This window comes from Microcoleus sp. Pol12B5 (assembly GCF_036701335.1).
In the GTDB taxonomy this organism is placed as follows: Bacteria; Cyanobacteriota; Cyanobacteriia; order Cyanobacteriales; family Microcoleaceae; genus Microcoleus.
Map to the genome: position 1 here is coordinate 60091 of NZ_JAUBQQ010000019.1, position 19085 is coordinate 79175.

Annotated in this window: 14 protein-coding genes; 7 read left to right on the top strand and 7 right to left on the bottom strand. The window is 46.3% G+C overall.

The annotated features are described in order from the left end of the window. Positions 1-172 precede the first annotated feature (172 nt). Complete coding sequence (locus QUA24_RS11955; protein WP_333229868.1) at positions 173-1057, top strand: aspartoacylase; 885 nt, start codon at positions 173-175, stop codon at positions 1055-1057. 11 nt (positions 1058-1068) lie between these two features. Here QUA24_RS11955 and QUA24_RS11960 read toward each other — a convergent pair whose 3' ends face one another. Next, positions 1069-1770 (bottom strand): phosphatase PAP2 family protein, encoded by a 702-nt coding sequence (locus tag QUA24_RS11960; RefSeq protein ID WP_333229870.1) that lies wholly within the window; start codon positions 1768-1770, stop codon positions 1069-1071. 160 nt (positions 1771-1930) lie between these two features. Here QUA24_RS11960 and QUA24_RS11965 point away from each other — a divergent pair, with 160 nt between their 5' ends. Further along, entirely contained in the window at positions 1931-3010 is a 1080-nt protein-coding gene (locus tag QUA24_RS11965) for a M23 family metallopeptidase (RefSeq protein WP_333229872.1), read from the top strand. Positions 3011-3111: 101 nt separating this feature from the next. Here the strand turns inward: QUA24_RS11965 and QUA24_RS11970 are convergent, their stop codons facing one another. Together QUA24_RS11970 and QUA24_RS11975 are read right to left on the bottom strand one after the other, a co-directional pair. After that, entirely contained in the window at positions 3112-3675 is a 564-nt protein-coding gene (locus QUA24_RS11970; RefSeq protein WP_333229874.1) for a Uma2 family endonuclease, read from the bottom strand. Positions 3676-3716: 41 nt separating this feature from the next. After that, the gene (locus QUA24_RS11975; RefSeq protein ID WP_333057703.1) at positions 3717-3956 is read right to left on the bottom strand and encodes a hypothetical protein; all 240 of its coding nucleotides are present in this window, start codon (positions 3954-3956) and stop codon (positions 3717-3719) included. Positions 3957-4150: 194 nt separating this feature from the next. Here QUA24_RS11975 and QUA24_RS11980 point away from each other — a divergent pair, with 194 nt between their 5' ends. Next, complete coding sequence (locus QUA24_RS11980; protein ID WP_333229876.1) at positions 4151-6313, top strand: flavin-dependent dehydrogenase; 2163 nt, start codon at positions 4151-4153, stop codon at positions 6311-6313. Between the two features lie 38 nt (positions 6314-6351). Here QUA24_RS11980 and QUA24_RS11985 read toward each other — a convergent pair whose 3' ends face one another. The 3 genes from QUA24_RS11985 to QUA24_RS11995 all read right to left on the bottom strand — a co-directional run bounded on the left by QUA24_RS11985 (position 6352) and on the right by QUA24_RS11995 (position 8921). After that, on the bottom strand, positions 6352-7683 hold the full coding sequence (locus tag QUA24_RS11985; RefSeq protein ID WP_333229878.1) for a hypothetical protein: 1332 nt from the start codon (positions 7681-7683) through the stop codon (positions 6352-6354). Between the two features lie 256 nt (positions 7684-7939). Then, on the bottom strand, positions 7940-8602 hold the full coding sequence (locus QUA24_RS11990; protein WP_333229880.1) for a (2Fe-2S) ferredoxin domain-containing protein: 663 nt from the start codon (positions 8600-8602) through the stop codon (positions 7940-7942). 73 nt (positions 8603-8675) lie between these two features. Continuing rightward, positions 8676-8921, bottom strand: a complete 246-nt coding sequence (locus tag QUA24_RS11995) for an Asr1405/Asl0597 family protein (protein ID WP_333066856.1) — start codon at positions 8919-8921, stop codon at positions 8676-8678. A gap of 355 nt (positions 8922-9276) precedes the next feature. On the opposite strand from QUA24_RS11995, the gene QUA24_RS12000 reads away from it, so the two are divergent. Then, a complete protein-coding gene (locus QUA24_RS12000) occupies positions 9277-9819 on the top strand; it encodes a Dps family protein (RefSeq protein ID WP_333229881.1) in 543 nt (180 codons plus the stop codon). A 148-nt stretch (positions 9820-9967) separates the two neighbouring features. Here the strand turns inward: QUA24_RS12000 and chlP are convergent, their stop codons facing one another. Next, positions 9968-11188, bottom strand: coding sequence for a geranylgeranyl reductase (chlP, locus tag QUA24_RS12005; RefSeq protein ID WP_172186475.1), 1221 nt, complete (start codon positions 11186-11188; stop codon positions 9968-9970). 223 nt (positions 11189-11411) lie between these two features. On the opposite strand from chlP, the gene yidD reads away from it, so the two are divergent. From yidD to QUA24_RS12020, 3 genes are all read left to right on the top strand, one after another. After that, a complete protein-coding gene (yidD, locus tag QUA24_RS12010; RefSeq protein WP_333229883.1) occupies positions 11412-11975 on the top strand; it encodes a membrane protein insertion efficiency factor YidD in 564 nt (187 codons plus the stop codon). A gap of 152 nt (positions 11976-12127) precedes the next feature. Further along, a complete protein-coding gene (locus tag QUA24_RS12015; RefSeq protein WP_333229885.1) occupies positions 12128-12520 on the top strand; it encodes a hypothetical protein in 393 nt (130 codons plus the stop codon). Between the two features lie 1087 nt (positions 12521-13607). Continuing rightward, the gene (locus QUA24_RS12020; RefSeq protein WP_333229887.1) at positions 13608-18977 is read left to right on the top strand and encodes an AAA family ATPase; all 5370 of its coding nucleotides are present in this window, start codon (positions 13608-13610) and stop codon (positions 18975-18977) included. Positions 18978-19085: the final 108 nt, after the last annotated feature.

Below are 19085 nucleotides of genomic sequence, written 5' to 3' on the forward strand. Positions count from 1 at the left end.
TTAGTAGTGGCGAGAAATACACAAATAAACCGAGTTTCTGAAGCCTGCGTGTGATACCTACTTACTTAAACTTTAGCTAATCTAAATATAAACACTTAATAAACCTCAATCTGATGTTTTTTACCAACAGATGACAAAGGGTGGTACGCTGGGGATAGAAAGTTATTTGTCTATGAACCAAATTAAACGTGTTGCCATAGTGGGAGGAACCCACGGAAACGAACTCACAGGAATTTACCTCGTGAAGAAATTCGATCGCGCGCCAGAGTTAATTGGGCGATCGACTTTTGAAACTATCACCCTGCTAGCCAATCCCAAAGCTTGCGAAATCGGGACACGCTACATCGATATCGACCTCAACCGCTGCTTTAGAAAGCAAGATTTAGAAAATCCCCATCTCTCCAGCTATGAAGCGCAGCGGGCGAAAGAAATCTACCGCATTCTTAGCTCAAAAAACACTCATCGGCCCAACTTAATTATCGATTTGCACAGCACCACATCCAACATGGGGCTAACTTTTATTCTCGCCAGCCATCATCCATTTAACCTGCAACTAGCAGCTTATTTGACCTCTGTATATCCCCAGCTCAAGGTACTCGCTTCTACAACCAAGAATCATGATAGTCCTTTGCTGCGATCGCTTTCGGAGTTAGGCGGTACGCTGGAAGTTGGTGCAGTGCCGCAAGGCGTATTAGATGCGTCTTTATTTCAGCAAACTGAGCAAGTTGTGTGCCGAATTTTAGACTGCGTAGAAGCCTACAATCAATGCACCCTGCCTGCTGCAAAGAATCCCCTGACTATTTATCACACCATTGGGGCGATCGACTATCCCAGAAACGAGAACAGAGAAATTCAGGCAATGATTCATCCTCATCTGCAATCCAGAGATTATCAAGCCCTGAATCCCGGCGATCCGATGTTTTTGACTTTGGATGGTGAGTCGGTATTGTATGAAGGTAAATCAACCGTTTATCCGATTTTCATTAACGAGGCTGCTTACTACGAAAAAGGAATTGCCTTGTGTTTTACTCAAAAGCTAATAGTCAATCTTGAGTAGAAAATTAAAAATTATTCTTGAGAATTTTCCGGTGACAAAAACTCCTCTTTAGAAGCCCTAGTCAAAGAACGCAATTCCTTCCATATTTCCAAAGTAATAATACAGGTAATCAGCCACACCAAACCAGCCGTATAACCAGCAATAACATCGGTAGGCCAGTGAACTCCTAGGTAAAGCCGGCTAAAACCAATAGCAGCAATTAATACAACTGTCAAGCCGTAAATCGACCAGCGCTGCTTGGGAAAGCGTAGACCCAAAAAATATCCTAGCAAACCGTAAATAACCATTGAAATCATTGCGTGTCCGCTAGGAAAACTGTAAAATGTTACATTAACAACGCGCTCCCAAAGTTGAGGTCGATCGCGGGCAAAAAGTTTTTTTAACAGTAAATTCAAACCGATCGCTCCCCCAGCCGCGATCGCAATAGTTGCCGCTTCCGATCGGTGATTGCGCACTAGCAAAACAATACCCAAAGTCAGACAAATCACTAGCAGCAACTTCGGCTCGCCCAAAAAGGTAAAGCCCAGCATTATTTGATCGCGCAGCGGAGTGTGAAGGCTCCTGAGATATAGTAAAATAGAGGTATCGAAAGCGTAACTTTCTTTTTCCAACACCTCTTCGGCAATAGTGGCAAATCCCCACATCGCCAAAGCCGCAACCGCAAGCCCGGCCAGCCGAATTATCGAAATGAGCGATCGAATTTTAGAACGCATTCTTGAATTAATTAAAAATTTTAAATTTCCAACTCAAAATAATACAACAAATATAGGAAACGAAAACGCCTTACCCATCGTCTAGATTCTTGAGCAACTCTATTCTGAATGATTAATTGATTTTTCACTACCCACCTCAGCTTTTACATCCAATCGGCGAATGACTATACTCTCTACAAAATACATTTCTGCAATTTTGTTGACCTTGGGGTTGACAACTCTTTCTAGTTGTGCTAATGACAGCGGAGTAAGTGCGCCGATCGCCGAAGCCAACACGATCGCCCAGCGTCTCGTTTCTTCCGCAGTCGCCCAAAAGCCCAACAACCCGCAATTCGGTAAGCCGATCGACTGTACCCTCGGCAAAGACTGTTTTGTATTGCTGTATTTCGATCGAGAACCCGGCCCCACCGCCGTCGATTTTGGCTGCGGGCGCCAAACCTACGACGGCCACGACGGCACAGACTTTGCTATTCCCGACGCCAAAGCAATGGCAAAAGGAGTTCCAGTTATTGCCTCCGCTGCAGGCAAAGTTTTGCGAGCACGAGATGGTGTGGTCGATCGGCGTTTACAAAACGAGACAGAAAAAGCCAACATCGCAGGCACAGAATGTGGCAACGGCATGGTAATCGACCACGGCGGTGGTTGGGAAGCCCAATACTGCCACCTCCGCAAAGGCAGCGTTGCCGTCAAACCCGGAACGCAGGTACAAAAAGGCACTGTTTTGGGCATGGTGGGAAACTCTGGGATGGCATCTTTCCCCCACGTACACGTAACTTATCGCTATCAAGGCAAACCCGTAGATCCGTTTGTCGGGCCCGACGCCAAGGTAGGCTGCAACATCGCCCGCAATCCAATTTGGGACAAGCCTCTAGACTATATTTCCACAGGTTTAATTAGGGCCGGTTTTGCCAATAAGCCGCCCGATATCAACGCTGTCTGGGAAGGACAATTTTCAGAGACTCAACTCCCTGTAAACAGTCCAGCTTTGTTGTTTTGGGTGCAAAGTTACGGAGTGCTCAAGGGCGATCGCGAACAATACAAATTATTTGCACCCAACGGCACAACCATCGCCGATCAAACCAATGAAATTAAAGCCCCCAGCCGTACTTGGTTGGGTTATGTCGGCAAAAGAAACAGTACAAATTCTCCTCTGATTTCCGGAGTTTGGCGGGCCGAATACCGGTTGACGCGGGGCGATCGAGTTTTGGCAGAAGTCAAGCGAGAAGTAGAGTTGCGTTAGTTAGTTGACTGTTGACTGTTGACTGTTGACTGTTGGCAGTATTTAATCCGTGTAGCCGCGTCAAAATCACTCTCTTCCTTCTTCCTTCTTCCTTCCGAAGATTATTTCAGCAGCCAGCCAAATAATTCTCCGACACTCAACCGCAGTTCGTTAGCGAAGGAAGGCACAGGTAGCAGCATTTCTGGTTCATCAAATACTGCTGTCTGTTGCTGGGGAACATAAACAAAAACGCATTGTTCGTCGGGATCGATCAGCCAGCCCATTTGAGTTTGATGATTTAAGCAGTGCAGAATATTTTTAGTAACTTTAGTTTGACTTTGTTCTGGCGACAAAATCTCAATTGTCCAATCAGGAGCTATGGGAAAGACATTAGCAATTTCGCCGTTATCATCGGCGGGAATTCTGTTCCAGACAAATACTGAAACATCAGGAACTGTTGACCTGCCACCAAAGGTACACCGGAGTTCTGGAAATGCTCGTGCAACTTTTTTGGGTTTTAATATAGCGTTAATGAAAATAATTAGTTCGCATTGAGTCGCACTGTGTTTTCCTTGGGGCATGGGCTTCTGAATAATTTGATTGTCAATGTATTCGCTGGCAGGTTTGGTTTCGGGTAGTTGGAGAAACTCTTCTAAAGTTAAGGATTTTAATCTTGTTTGTACCATTTTAAGTTCACCTCTAATGAAGTAGATCTTTTAGCAGCAGTCTAGTAATCAGGCAAATTGTTCCAAGCTTGAGCCACAATGTCGCTCAGCCATAGCCTCTGAGCAAAATCGAGCAGATTGTCATCGGCGAGTACCTCAGCCTTCAATTCATCCAAAGACTGAGATCGGGATCGAGCTATTTGAATCACACCCGCGATCGCCGACGCCACCAATTCTTCATTCAGCGGCTGCTGCCGCAAAGCAATCATTTCTTGAGGATTCGTAGGAATGGGATAATTCATAGAAGTGCATACCGAAAGGAGTAGATATTCAGCCACTGCGCCCTCACCGACAGCAAGAGCGATCGAAAACCTAAAAATCTGAGAACATTGTAAACTTATTTAAAACTCAATAAGTATTCGGGAGTATAGCCTACTTTGCTCCCTTGTCAACTCCCCCCATCTTTATTAATTTATTCAGAATTGAGAGCCTAATCATGCAAGAAATTCTTTATCTAGAAGTCCCGACACCGGATACAGCAGCCGTCTGCACTTGGTTGCAGCACGAATTCGATCCCGGAATCGGAGAAAAAATTATTACTCCTGACGGTTTTCGCCTGCTTTCACCAGCCACAACAGCCGAGGTTCAGAAGTCTGGAACTCAAAATGCCAATCCAAAACCCGCCTTGGCTGACACCAATTCAGGAAAGCAAAATTGGCGATCGACAGAACTTTCCACCTTTGTCTGGTCACTGCAACGCACAACTTATTTAAAAGTCTTTCGTCTAGAAGAGGCGCCTGCTGGAGAAAGAAAGTTCCTGGAAGCTCTCAATCTTGCTGTGAGAAACAAGTTTCCCGATCGCTACCGGGAACCCCCTGTCATAGACCTCTCCAAACAGTCAATTTTTGAGGCTCTTGCCCCCTATTACCCCTTGACAGTCAAATACTTCCAAAAAATGCCTAATGGCGAATACGACCTCAAGCGCGTCTACTGGTGGGAACAGCGTTGGCGCGAAGGCACTCGCAATCCTCAAACGCCAAAACAAGTAGTGTTTTTGAAGGAAGAGGGAAGAGGGAAGAGGGAAGAAGGAAGAGGGAAGAAGGAAGAGGGAAGAGGGAAGAAGGAAGAAGACACGACTTTGGTATCTGATTCTGGCGATACTTTTTATGACTTAATTTATATTGGCGGGGCTTTGGGAGTGATTCACGCCGCAGTTATGGCGAGATTGGGCTACCGGGTGCTGCTAGTTGAGCGAATGCCTTTCGGGCGCATGAATCGCGAGTGGAATATTTCGCGGGACGAAATTCAAAGCTTAATTGATTTGGGTTTATTTACTGCGGCAGAAATAGAAACTTTGATTGCCAGAGAATACAAAGATGGCTACAACAAGTTTTTTGATGCTAACAATCCACCCGTGGCTCAAGCACCAGTTCTGCACACACCAAAGGTACTCAATGTAGCTTTGGACGGGGAGAAGTTGCTGAATTTAGCGGGAGTTAAGCTAACAGAAGCTGGTGGAGAAATCTGGGACGAAACTGACTTTGTTAGAGCCGATGTTGCAGCGAAAAAAGTAGTAGTTCAATGCCACCACTTGCCTACAAAAGCCGATCGCACTGCATTAGGACGGCTGTTGGTGGATGCCATGGGTTCTGCTTCTCCCATCGCTTGGCAATTGAACGAAGGGCGGACTTTTGACAGCGTTTGTCCGACAGTGGGAGCAGTCATCGACGGAGGATTTGAGCCGGGAGTATGGGATTCCGAGTACGGGGATGTACTCCACACTCACGGGGACGTTTCCCGCGGACGCCAGCTCATTTGGGAGTTGTTTCCTGGCGCCGGCACAGAACTGACAGTTTATCTATTTCACTACCACCAAGTACATCCAGAGAACCCCGGTTCTTTGCTGGAAATGTACGAGGATTTTTTCGCAATTTTGCCGGAATACCGTCGCTGCGATGTCGATAAATTGGTGTGGAAAAAACCGACCTTTGGTTATATTCCGGGGCATTTTAGCAGCAACAGCGGTGATCGCTCCGTGGCGATCGATCGCCTAGTCTCGATCGGCGACGCAGCATCCCTGCAATCTCCCCTCGTTTTCACCGGCTTCGGCTCTCTTGTCCGCAATCTTTTCCGCTTAACAGACCTGTTGGATACAGCTTTAAAGCACAATTTGTTAACGGCAAATCACTTAAACCAAATTCGCGCCTACCAGAGCAATGTTTCAGTAACATGGCTATTTTCTAAAGGCATGATGGTTCCTACCGGGAGCAGTTTGCCACCCCAAAGAATTAATTCAATTCTCAATACCTTTTTCGGTATTCTGGCAGCACAAAAAATCGCCGTCGCCGAAACTTTTATTAAAGACAGAACCGACTGGCTAACGTTCAATCGACTGGCGATCGAAGCAGCCGGAAAAAACCCTTCTCTCCTACTGTGGATTTTAGATTTTGTCACCTTGGGGGATATTTGGCGCTGGCTGGGAAGTTACTTGAATTTTACTCTGCTGGCTTTGGCCAGTTTGCTGTTCGGATGGCTTCCCAGCTTCGCCCGCAGGGTACAGCCTTGGTTGGAGCCCCGGTATCCGGCTGTATGGCTGTGGCTGTTGGCTACCAGCTATGCTCTCACCTACGGCATGGGAAAGGGGAGAAAAGAGTGTTGAGTTTTGAGTGTGGACTCAAAACTAGCAACTTCAGTTCGCTATCGAAAACTCGGCAATTCAATTTCAGCTAGCGATCGACGTTTTTTAGAAGCCCGCAGCGGACTGGCAATCAAGCTCAGCCAGTCTGGTTGGGCGACTGCTGTAGGTTTTGCCACACTCGATCGCACTTCTTGAATGCCAAAGGTTTCAACAGAGTTCAAAATTTGAAAAGCCCTGGCCAATTCTTGGGCGTCCACTTTGGTAGCTGTTTCGGGTTCAGACTCAGCCATCGGCAGTTCAGGTTCCGCAACCGGTTCGGCCGAGTCAGTTGCCGGCTCATGAGGCTGGTAGGTTTCGGTCTCCTGTAATTGAATGGCGGATACTTGTGCTAATTTGTTGAGTTCTAGAGGGGCTGGGGATTCAGGCTCGATCGCCTCAACAGCAGCGGCTACCTCTGGAAGCTCTTCTGGTTCCGACCAAGGTTGGACAGGGGAAGCGTTGAAGGCTGGCGGCACCGGCATCTGAGAGCTTTTGACCGCCGCGAGCAAAGATTCTAATTGTGCGCTGGCGGTGTCCAGATTATTGTCAGGCGGCTCAATCCTCGGTGACTTTACCTGCGGCCTGTCCAAACTTCTTTCCAAGGCAGCTTTGAATTGCAGAGTGTGGCGCTGCTGGCGGTGCAAGCGGGCTCGCAATTCCCTGCAAATATTTTCTGTGGCTACTAACTGCTGTAACTGTTCGTTGTAGCGCTGCACAGTAGACGCACATTCTCGCTCAACAGTCGCTAGCCTGACTTGGCTGGTTGCCAACTGACTTCTTAAATTTTCGACTAAAATTTCTTGACTTTGGAGGGTTTGATGGGAAACTTCCACTTTGCCAAACAGCCGCGTCAATTGTTCTTGAGAATTTTCGAGTTCTGCAGTCCGCTGTTCTAGCAAAGTTTCGCGATTCTGCAAGGTTTTTTGGGACTCTTCAAGAGCTGTTTCTAGCTGGGCGATGCGCTGCAAAAGGTCGCGGTTGCATTCGTGCAGCGCTTGCATGAGGGTGACTGGGGTTGATCCTTTGCCCTTTGCCTGTTCGGCATTCCCAAGCATATTTTTTAGATTCTCTGAAATCGGGGGCGAGCCCGCCTCAGTCGGCTGTGTCAGAGATGGCAAATTTTTTGTTTCAGGTGTTGTGGGAATTGCATCTACGCTGATGGCGTTGGGAAAATCTACTGTTTGCCAGTCTTCTTCTGGCTGTTGGGGAACCGTTGCGGGAGTGTCTGTCGCATCGGGGGCGATCGGCTCAAAATCCCCAGTAGCAGCAAAATCTGACTGAAATGGTTCGGTATCGGATGGAACAGCAGGGTGCGGTTGGTGCTGATGGGCTCGAAGATCAGCTTCTGACATGGCTTTTTATCCCAATACTCACAGGGTCTCAGATACAGTCTATCCTTAGAGATTCTACAGAAGGAAGCCCCTAAGTGATAGTTTTGGGCTTTTTCCTATTTTTTCGGACAATAACCTCTGAATCGGGTGGCGCGATCGAACTACAACCCGAACTAAAATTAAGGCGTAAGATGGGCCTGTGAGTTTTTTGCCCAGAGTCCTATTAAAATAATTTTTCTCGATCTCTAACGCACTGTTTCGGTATCTCGGCGCTCGCCTAAGCTTTAACAACTGCACAATGTTTGTCAATGATTGCTGGAACTTCTGCCGGTGCAATGCGGCTGTAGCGAGTTTTGTCCGGCATCACAACTATATTTGGGCCAGCTTTACACTGTTTGAGACATCCGGTTCCCTGTACTGTCACTTTGTCTTCTAAACCGCGCGCATTCAAAGCATTTTCTAAAGCTTTACAGACTCCTCCAGCGCCCCGCTTCAGGCAGTCTGATTTTTGACATACTAATATTTTGGTTTGGGTTTTTGCCGGAGCTTTTACAGTTTGAGCTGCTGTGGCAGAGGTGAATTCGCTTTTGCCGATCGCGCGATCGTCGGATGTCAATACCGCAACAGGCCCATTGGTGGAGTCGAGCAGTTCTGGCGATCGGTCATTCTGACCCTGAGCCAGCTTGAGGCTGCGAGCTTTAAGTTTTATTTTACCGTTTTTCAAATTGAGTTCTTTCTCACCTACAACTTGAACTCTCAACCCCGGTGTCAAAATAGGCGATAGAAATGACCGCAATTCCTTGCAAAGTTTAACAAGATATTCTACTCCGCGATCGCTACTAATTCGCAAATATTTAAGTTTACACCCATCTTCAATAATCAGGCCGAGGATTTCTCCCTCTAAACTGAATTCGGAAACTTGCTTGCCAGATTTATACATTGTTATAACTCCTTTAAATCCGTTACATCCGTTACATCTTGTACGCTGCTCTTGGCCTAACTTCCTGCTTCCTTTAGCCCCTTTGCCAGCAGCATTCCAGCCACTGCACGAGTTCGCCCTTCGGGGCACTGACTTGCCTCAACACGCTCTTTAACTGAGCAGCTTGTTTGACAGTGTTGACTTTTGCCCGCAAAGGTTGGTCAACCGCACACCAGCAGGGAATTTCTAGTTCTTGCAAGCGTTTGTAAACTTGCCACCTATCTAGCCAACTAACTTGCACAATGTCACAAACTTCTAATTCTGGATCTGCTGGATTCATTTTTTGACAACAGTAATAATTTGCATTAATTTTTACCCTGACTGATAGCGGGCAGAAGTTCAAAGCTAGATTTCCGAAGAACCTCAAGGATTATCAACAGCCCTTCCTAAAAAATTTTGCCTTTTACCCTCTGCCTTCTGCCTTCAGAAGGTTCGCCCCACTTTCAGGAAGCGTTGAGAACGAGGATCTTTTTAAAGCATAACCCAACTGCTAATAATTCTCAATAGGTTTAGAAAAAAAATTTCCTACTCTATAAAATCTTCCACTATCGAGGCAGACGCTGCTTGACTGGTAAATTTACAGTGCTAGACTGACTCTATTGGCAACAAAACTGCCTATTGAGAGGAGAACACACATGGCTGAGACTCAGAGTGCATTGAGACCGTTTGGCCAGATAGCCGAAAACCCAGTTCTACTGGAACATTCAGTCACAGCACCGATTTGTGAAGGGATGAACGCGCTGCTGGCCAGTTTTCAGGCTCTATACCTGCAATATCAAAAACATCATTTTGTGGTGGAAGGGGCAGAATTTTACTCCTTGCACAAATTCTTTGAAGAAAGCTACGGAGAAGCTCAAGATAGCGTCCACGAGTTGGGCGAACGGTTAAACGGGTTGGGCGGCATACCGGCAGCTAGCTTTAGCAAGTTAGCCGAACTGTGCTGTTTTGAGCCGGAAGCCGACGGCGTATATTCCTGCCGCCAAATGCTGGAACACGATTTAATTGCTGAGCAAGCTATCCTCGGTTTGCTGCGGCGTCAAGCAGGACAAGCTGAAAGTTTGGGCGATCGAGCTACCCGCTACCTCTACGAAAAAATCCTGCTAAAAACAGAAGAGCGGGCTTATCACATTTCCCACTTCCTCGCCCCCGATACCTTAGTGCAGTTGAACTTGAACTAACAATTCTTCTTCTCCCTCTTCCTTAGCACACGTGGCACAGGCGTCTCGCCTGTGAATTTTGACAGTTCATTATCTTAGATCGAAAAAAAAGCGAGCAGTCACAAAACTGCTCGCTTTTTTTATACAAAGTGCGTTTACCCGCAGGGAATTAAGGCGCTAAAGCATTCCCACGCAACAAGCTACCAATGGTTTTCGCAGTAATCTTCATCTGAATGAAAGGATTAGCCGGTACCACGGTTTTATACAAGTAGCTATCGAATGTGAGCTTTTGCACATCGCGATCGGCACACATTTCCACAAAAGCTTCGCGGGTAGCGTCGGAACGGTAAAACACGCGCTGCAAAATGTCCAGAACTTTGTAAGTAATGCCGTAGGCTTTATCCCACCGCTTCAGGTAAATCTTAATTTCCTCTTCAGTAGGAATGCGCGCGCCTTTATTGGAAATCTCCACAATAGTTTCGGCACACATCCGGCCAGACTTGGCAGCAAAATAGATACCTTCGCCGGAAGACTTGGTAACGTAACCTGCAGCATCGCCTACGAGAGCAACTCGGCCGACAACCCGGCGGGGACGCGGATGTTCCGGGATGGGGTGAGCTTCCACTTTAATAATCTCACCGCCCATCAGTTTTTTGGCAGCGCGGGCGCGGATGCCTGCTTGCAGCTTTTTGATACTGGCTTGATTTACTTTCATCGTGCCGGTGCCGACGGCTACGTGGTCGTATTTGGGGAACACCCAAGCGTAGAAGTCGGTAGATACGTCATCGCCGACGTACATTTCGGCTAAGTCGTGGTAGTAAGCCATTTTATCTTCTGGCAGGCGGATGCGCTCTTGGAAGGCGATCGCATAATTGTAATCACCAGCGTCGATCGCCTTTGCTACGCGAGAGTTAGCACCGTCAGCCCCAATTACCAAATCGACTTTCAGAGTTTTCTGAATTCCCATTGCGCTGCCGTCGGAGTGGTCGGCATAGTGGAGAGTGTAGGGGTCTGTATTGTTGCCGGGAATTTCTAATTTGTGAACGGTGCCGTTAATTAGTTTTGCACCCAACGAAGCGGCGCGATCGCGCATGAAGCCATCGAGCACTTCGCGGCGGCACATACCGATGTATTCGTGTGCGTTTTCAATATTGATGTCCACCTCGACGTTGGAGGGGGAGATCATTTTCATTTTTCTGACTTGGCGGTCAATAATACTTTGCGGCAAGTCAAATTCGCTGACCATGCACAGGGGAATCGCCCCACCGCAGGGTTTGGCGTTGTCTAATTTACGCTCGAATAGGTATGTTTCGATGCCTGCTTTTACCAATGTTTCGGCGGCGGAAGAACCCGCAGGGCCTGAACCTACTACTGCAACCCTTAGTGTCAAAGCTTTTCTCTCCAGTTTTTTTCTATAGGCATTACTCAGGTGTGATGGTATCACGGACTTGGGATGAGGTGGCGTGAAGCAGGGGAGATTTCAATGAAATGAAACAGAGCTTAACAGTTCGATACGAAAATCGGGTTTGGGGCGATGGTTCGGGCGCAGGGAATTGTTGAGCTGTTGGTTGTAGTTTTTAGCAGGAAGGAAATATCTAACGTATGGGAAACCTATGCAAACGCCTATCTTTGATGCAGCCCTCCGACACTTAGCTGTAGCTTCTATTAGCGGATACCAGAAACACATCTCGCCGATAAAAGGGTTTTCCTGCGCTCACCGAGTGCTGTACGGGGGGGAGTCTTGCTCGCAGTATATCAAGGGCGCGATCGCCAAATTGGGTTTGTTTGGGGCGATCAAAGCATCGCGCCGCCGGTTTGCGGCTTGCAAACGCGCGAATCACATCTTGAAAGTCCGGTTTAGCAGTGAATCTGGCTGTGAAGACTCCAATTTCGAGGGTAACGATGAACCAAAATCCGATCGACCAAAATCTCAGGGGGAAACTCCTCGCAGAAGCTCTCAGGGTGAAAATTACTGTATTGAAGGGCTAGATTGTGGAATCTCGGAATGTATTTCGGGACTCGATTGTAGCGGCGCGGATTGTTCGGGACTCGATTGTGGCAGCGCGGATTGTTCGGGGCTCGATTGTCGTGGCGCGGATTGTTCGGGGCTCGATTGTAGCGGCGCGGATTGTTGTGGACTCGATTGTGGCAGCGCGGATTGTGGCAGTTGTTTCTAGTTTTACTCCCCAGCCGCTCTCCAAATAGGTAAATTTTTTTTACTAAATGTAGGGGAATTTTCAGAGGGTGCGATCGCGCTTGTCGATCGAACTCGGTGCAATTACGTTACATTTAAGTTACGTTAAGCTCCTATATAAAATTTCAAATTGCTATGCTAGGTAATTTTCAACAAAGCAACCTGCGGATTGAGCTTGAAGCTTCCGAAACAGCGATTAGAGACAGCTTGTTGCGTCCAACTCAATTGCAGCAGTGGCTGTGGCCGCAGCAGTTGTCTAGCGGTTTGCCGGAAGAATTTGCTCAAGGTTTGACCTTTACAAGTTGGCTGGGCCCCGTGGCAGTTCAGCATCACGTTGATATTGTTGAGCACAATTGTCTGCGGCTGTTATTGAGTCAGGGAATTGACGGATTTCACGAGTGGTATTGGGGCGATGGTTGGGTGCAGTCTCGGTTGGAGGGAGTGTCGCTGCTGCCACTGAATTTGGGGCAAACTGCTAGTTTACTTCGGCTGCGGGAGTTTGTAGCCGGCAAGGGTAAGCGGAACTAGATCAATGACTCTCCAAAATCATGAGAACAAAGTCTGGTAGTTCTGCATAGCAACGAAAAATTCTCAATCCTTTTAGGGATAAAGAAGCGTTGTAATGATGAATAAAATACCACAAGGCTCCCACACGATTGGATATCTTTTTAGATTAGGAAAGACTCTTTCTTACAACAATAGCGAGATATCCTGTACATCAGGGAGTTCTTGCATCTTTCGATATCAGAAGTTTTGCCCGTATCTTTCCTCACAGATTTGTGTCGCTGGCGAGGCAAAACTTTTTTATATGCGACCAAAAAATCTGTATAATAGACGGCACATTGTCTGTAAACTCCTGGGAGGGAATCCCAAAAACCTTTAGCACCCATTTCAACTCGACTTCCTATATATAGCCATCCTAAATCATTTGTGAATTTTTTACTCCCTATCCTTACGAAGGGGATGGTTGGGGTTGGGTAAAAAAATTACGACTCATGTAGGATTGCTATAAACCCCTCTAATTTCTTTGGGTAAGGCATCAATTGGCAGCTATTTTCATTGCTTGTTAGCCTTATTGTCTACCAACTACTACATTTCATCATCTTGGATCGTTAGCTTGCCTGGTTTTTTTGACTTTACTTGAACTTTCCGGGGGACTGATGCTAATTGTTGAAAAACACATAGTATTGGAACTAGCGGGGGGATACCCTCGTAACTTTGACAATCGCGAGTCCAGAGATTGTTTCTAATAAAAGCTGATCTCTCAATTTTTTTGTTTCTTCTGAAATCCTTTGATGTCTGGGCTTTTAACCAAACTGCCTGTGACAATATATACATTTAAAGTTTTGCTGAGCGCTGGGGGTGGAAAAATTTTTAAAGATGTTTGGAGAACCGAAAGTGGGACAATTCATGGATTTGAGAATTAACAAGGGTTAGATACGTCGCATTATAACTTCTTACCCTTCCTCTGCCAGACCACCTGAAAGCCACTTCGCTGCCGAAAAACTAAGAGTGTGTTATAAAAACATAATTTGTTCCTTTCTAAAGCGCTATTTTCGACACAACGAACCCGGGGTGTTTTGACTGGACGTTAATTTTTACCAAAAAAATAAATATGCTCTCCATTCCAGGCATTGCCGTCCAGAAGTTGCTTTACGAAAGTGCCAACTCTCTGGTGTACCGGGCGATTCGGGAAGCGGATCACCAACCGCTCATCCTCAAACTGCTCAAAGAAAGCTACCCCACACCTCAAGAATTATTACGCTACCGCACCGAATACCGCATCACCCGAGAGCTGAAAGAGGTGGGAGTCGTGCAAGTGTATGACTTGCAAAAATACCAAAACAGCCTCGTGATTTTTGTGGAGGACTTTGGCGGGGAATCCTTGAAAATATGGATGCAGCAGCGAAAGTTTAGCCTCAAGGAATTTCTGCAAATGGCGATCGCCACTACTGAAACTTTAGGGCAAATTCATAGCGCCAATATTATCCACAAAGATATTAACCCTTCTAATATAGTATTCAATCCAGCGACCGGACAGATCAAAATTATCGACTTTGGCATTTCCACTCAGCTAACGCGAGAAATGCCAACCCTGAAAAATCCCAACGTTTTAGAAGGAACCCTCGCTTACATCTCGCCGGAACAAACTGGTAGGATGAATCGCTCTATCGATTACCGCACGGACTTTTACTCGCTCGGCGTCACCTTCTACGAATTGCTGACAGGAAAACTGCCTTTTGAGACAGAAGATGCTTTAGAGCTAGTTCACTGCCACATTGCCAGACAGCCAGTTCCACCGCACGAAATCGAACCAGAAATCCCCCTAACTGTGTCTCAAATTGTCAGCAAGCTGATGGCTAAAAATGCGGAAAATCGCTATCAAACTGCATTGGGTCTTAAGCAGGACTTAGAAATGTGTCTGGTTCAATTACAACAAACGGACAGCATAGAAGAATTTGACTTGGGAACGCTGGATCTTACAGACCATTTCTTGATACCCGAAAAGTTATACGGCAGAGAAACTGAAGTTGATAATCTATTAAAAGCTTTTGAAAGAGTTCGTAATGCTAGTGCCGAAATGATGCTAGTAGCTGGCTTATCGGGCATTGGTAAAACCGCAGTAGTGAACGAAGTCCACAAGCCGATCGCCCGACAGCGTGGCTATTTTATCAAAGGCAAATACGACCAATTTCAACGCAATATTCCCTTTTCGGCATTTGTGCAAGCATTTCGGGAATTGATGGGACAATTATTATCAGAAAGTGACGCTCAGTTACACAGATGGAAAACCCTGATCCTCACAGCAGTAGGCGAGAGTGGGCAAGTCTTGATTGACGTAATTCCTGAATTAGAACACATCATTGGCGCTCAACGTCCTGCACTAGAATTGTCGGGTAGTGCCGCCCAAAATCGCTTCAATCTGCTAATGCAGAAATTTGTGCAAGTATTTACCCAAGCAGAACATCCCTTAGTGATGTTTTTGGACGATTTGCAGTGGGCAGATTCAGCATCTTTGAAGTTATTACAACTATTGATGGAAGATACGGGGCATCTGTTGGTATTGGGTGCTTATCGGGATAATGAGGTATCACCGGCTCATCCGTTTATGTTGACTGTGGATGAGATTGTGAAGTCAGGGGCAGTGGTGAATACGCTTACCCTGCAACCGTTGAGTTTAGCTGATCTCAATCAGTTGGTAGCAGATACGCTGATTTGCGATTTATCTTTAGCCGCCCCCCTGACAGAATTGGTTTATCAAAAAACCCAAGGTAATCCCTTTTTCTCGGCTCAATTCCTCAAGGCGTTACATGAAGATGGTCAAATTATTTTTAACCCCCCTCAATCTCCTCTTAGTAAGGGGGGCAGCAAAGGGGGGTGGCAGTGCGATATTAATCAAGTTAAATTTGCCGACGCCTCGGATGTGGTGGAGTTTATGGCGGCGCAATTGCAGAAGTTGCCTGCCGAAACTCAGGATGTTCTCAAACTTGCCGCGTGCATTGGGGCGCAGTTTGATTTAGAGACATTGGCAGTAGTCAGCGAAGAATTACCAGAACAAACGGAATCAGCGCTGTGGAAAGCCTTGCAAGAAGGACTCATTTTAGTGATTTCAGAAGGCTATAACTTCATTAAAGCAGATGCTCAATCCCCGAATCAGTCTATTGCTAATCCCACTTATAAGTTCCTGCACGATCGCGTCCAGCAAGCGGCTTATTCATTGATTCCTGACGACCAAAAACAAGCCACCCATCTGAGAATCGGACAGTTACTGCTACAAAGTTCTTCCGAGATAGAAACAGAAGAAAAAATATTTGATATTGTGGGGCATTTAAATCAAGGAATTGAGTTAATCCATCAATTAAGTGAACGCTCAGCCTTAGCCCTACTCAACTTAGAAGCTGGACGTAAGGCTAGAAATTCTACCGCCTACACTGCGGCAAATATCTATCTACAAACGGGAATTGAGCTACTGACACCTCAATGCTGGCAAACTCAATATGAATTGGCGCTAAATCTTTATGTTGCTGCTGCTGAAATTGCCTATTTGAATGGTGACTTTGATGGTATGGAACAGATGGCAGCACTGGTTTTGCAAGAAGCCCAAACAATTTTAGATCGAGTTAAAATTTACGAAATTAAAATTGCCGCTCAGACAGCCCAGAGCAAGGTGTTAGAAACGATCGCAGTAGCAAGAGACGCACTCTTACAATTGGGGATTGAACTTCCTGCCGAACCTGATGAAGCCAAGATTGGCAAAGCGCTACAAGCCCTTGCGGCCCTCCTCGGCGGCAGAAAGATTGAGGAATTGGTTGACCTACCTCTGATGACAAATCCACAGACTCAGGCAGCTATGCAACTGTCTGGTATGTTGTTTCCACCCATTTTCCAGGGAATGCCCGGTTTGCTGCCCCTGCTGAGCTCCACGATGGTGAGTTTATCGCTCTCCTTTGGGAATGCACCCGCATCGACGGTGGGTTATGCGATGCACGGGATGGTTTTCTGTGCCTTTTTCCAAGAGGTGGAAACGGGCTATGGCTTTGGGCAATTGGCACTTTCATTGCTGGATAGGTTGAATGTACCCGAATTCAAGTCCACAGTTCTACTTTTGTTTGGTGGCTGGATTCAGCATCGCCAAGAATCTCTTTTGGCAACGATACCGACGCTGAAAGAGGGCTATAGGTTTGGTATGGAAACAGGCGACTTTGTAGACGCTGGCTACAACATATATATTTGCTTTTATACTCATTTATTCGCTGGTGTAGAACTAGAAACTTGGGAACCAGAAATAGCAAGTTATAGGGCGGTAATGGCGCAGTTGAAACAATATTCTGCGCGGATTTATTTGGATATGATTCAGCAGACGGTGCAAAACTTGAGGGAAACCCATACTCGGCCGGATTTGTTAATAGGATCTGCCTACGATGAAACGGTGATGATTCCCAAGCACTATCAGGATAATGAATTTACGGCGATCGCCTGTGCCTGCATCTTCAAACTGCTGCTTGCTTACTGCTATGGCAATTACACGGCTGCCCTAGACCATATTTCCCAAGTCAAACAGTATTTGATGGGAGTATCGGGATCGGCTTTTGTTCCCATTTTTCATTTTTATGCCGCCCTGACGCACCTGGCACTTTTTCCCACACAGCCAGCAATTGATCAAACTGACATTATTGCCTTAGTGGAAACCCATCAAAGCACGCTGCAACAGTGGGTGCAAAATGCTCCGATGAATTATCTGCATAAATGGTATTTAGTGGAAGCAGAACGGCAACGGGTGTTGGGCAATAAAGCCGAGGCGATTGAAATGTACGATCGCGCAATTGAAGGAGCCAAAGAAAACAAATATGTTAATGACGAAGCCCTGGCCAACGAACTAGCAGCCAAATTCTACGGGGAATGGGGCAAAACAAAAGTTGCTCAAGCCTACATATTTGAGGCGTATTATTGTTATGTTGAATGGGGAGCCACTGCTAAGGTAACAGATTTAGAAACGCGATATCCCCAATTATTCGCGGTAACTCAACCTGGAAGGAACAACACTCAAACTACCGTAGCAATGACAACAACTGGTTCGGGGAATCACCTAGATATCAGCGCAGTTATGAAGGCTTCTCATGCGATTTCTGGAGAAATCATGCTAGATAAGCTACTGTCTAGCTTGATGAAAATTTTGATAGAAAATGCAGGGGCGCAACGAGGCTATCTGATTTTGGTAAGCCAGGGACAACTGTTCATTGAAGCTGAAGGGACAATCGATGACGAACTCGTCACCGTGTTGCAGTCAATCCCCGTTGAAACCTGTCAAGAACTTTCCTCTGCAATTGTCAATTATGTGAGCCGCACTCAAGAAAGCGTTGTACTAGATGATGCTGCCCGATCGGGACAATTTACCAACGACCGCCACATCCGAAAGCATCAGCCCAAATCAATTTTATGTGTGCCGCTGATTAATCAATCTCAAATCATTAGTATTGTTTACCTAGAAAACAATTTGACAGCGGGAGCTTTTACCCCAGAAAGAGTGGAAATATTAAAAGTTTTATCTGGACAAGCGGCGATATCGATTCAAAATTCTAAGCTTTATACAGAAGTCCGCGAAAATGAAAGCAGGCTGGCTCAACTAAACAAAGCTTACGAGCGCTTCATCCCCCATCAATTCCTCCAGTTTTTAGAGAAATCAAGCATCATTGATGTGGAATTGGGCGACCAAGTGCAGTTAGAAATGTCGGTGTTGTTTTCCGACATTCGCGACTTCACCACGCTTTCGGAAACTATGACGCCGGAGGATAATTTCAAATTTATCAATTCTTATCTTTCTCGCATGGAACCCGTGATTAATCAAAATAAGGGGTTTATTGATAAATATATTGGCGATGCGATTATGGCGCTATTTAGCGGCGAGGCGGATAATGCGGTGAAAGCGGGAATTGCGATGCTGCACCGTCTCGCTGAATACAATGAATACTGCGCTAACGCTGGCTGTGCGCCGATTCAGATTGGAATTGGGATTAATACGGGTTCTTTGATGCTGGGAACTGTGGGAGGACCAAATCGCATGGATGGGACAGTAATTAGTGATGCGGTTAATTTAGCTTCTCGCGTGGAAAGTTTGACAAAAAATTATGGCGTTTCGCTGTTAATTACTCAGCCAACTTATGCGCGCCTGAAAAATCCATCTCAGTACGCAATCCGCACTCTAGACACGGTAAAAGTGAAGGGAAAATCTGAAGCTGTGACGATTTATGAGGTGTTTGATGCTGATCCGCCAGAAATTAAACAGGGCAAATTAGCTACGCTGGAATTGTTTGTAGAAGCTAGGGCACTTTACTCGGAAGGGAAGTTATTTGAAGCGGCGCGGCTGTTTGCCGAGTGTTGGCGTCAGAATCCGGGCGATCGCGTGGCTAAAATGTACTGGGAACGCTGTGAGTCTGCATTGGTGACTCGCACAAAAATCAAAGACAGGCTACACAATTTAAATTAAGCGGTTGCTATACCTGAAAATCACAGCAAAAGTGCGATCGACTGTTGACGCACCATACCAACTAGGCGATCGAAATCGGGGCTACCACAAAGTATTTGCAGGCTGCTA

What these genes read in the sequence shown, in the direction of transcription:
- QUA24_RS11955 (WP_333229868.1), top strand. Translation starts at nt 173, where the DNA reads ATGAACCAAATTAAACGTGTTGCCATAGTGGGAGGAACCCACGGAAAC.
- QUA24_RS11960 (WP_333229870.1), bottom strand. Translation starts at nt 1,770, where the DNA reads ATGCGTTCTAAAATTCGATCGCTCATTTCGATAATTCGGCTGGCCGGG.
- QUA24_RS11965 (WP_333229872.1), top strand. Translation starts at nt 1,931, where the DNA reads ATGACTATACTCTCTACAAAATACATTTCTGCAATTTTGTTGACCTTG.
- QUA24_RS11970 (WP_333229874.1), bottom strand. Translation starts at nt 3,675, where the DNA reads ATGGTACAAACAAGATTAAAATCCTTAACTTTAGAAGAGTTTCTCCAA.
- QUA24_RS11975 (WP_333057703.1), bottom strand. Translation starts at nt 3,956, where the DNA reads ATGAATTATCCCATTCCTACGAATCCTCAAGAAATGATTGCTTTGCGG.
- QUA24_RS11980 (WP_333229876.1), top strand. Translation starts at nt 4,151, where the DNA reads ATGCAAGAAATTCTTTATCTAGAAGTCCCGACACCGGATACAGCAGCC.
- QUA24_RS11985 (WP_333229878.1), bottom strand. Translation starts at nt 7,683, where the DNA reads ATGTCAGAAGCTGATCTTCGAGCCCATCAGCACCAACCGCACCCTGCT.
- QUA24_RS11990 (WP_333229880.1), bottom strand. Translation starts at nt 8,602, where the DNA reads ATGTATAAATCTGGCAAGCAAGTTTCCGAATTCAGTTTAGAGGGAGAA.
- QUA24_RS11995 (WP_333066856.1), bottom strand. Translation starts at nt 8,921, where the DNA reads ATGAATCCAGCAGATCCAGAATTAGAAGTTTGTGACATTGTGCAAGTT.
- QUA24_RS12000 (WP_333229881.1), top strand. Translation starts at nt 9,277, where the DNA reads ATGGCTGAGACTCAGAGTGCATTGAGACCGTTTGGCCAGATAGCCGAA.
- yidD (WP_333229883.1), top strand. Translation starts at nt 11,412, where the DNA reads ATGCAAACGCCTATCTTTGATGCAGCCCTCCGACACTTAGCTGTAGCT.
- QUA24_RS12015 (WP_333229885.1), top strand. Translation starts at nt 12,128, where the DNA reads ATGCTAGGTAATTTTCAACAAAGCAACCTGCGGATTGAGCTTGAAGCT.
- QUA24_RS12020 (WP_333229887.1), top strand. Translation starts at nt 13,608, where the DNA reads ATGCTCTCCATTCCAGGCATTGCCGTCCAGAAGTTGCTTTACGAAAGT.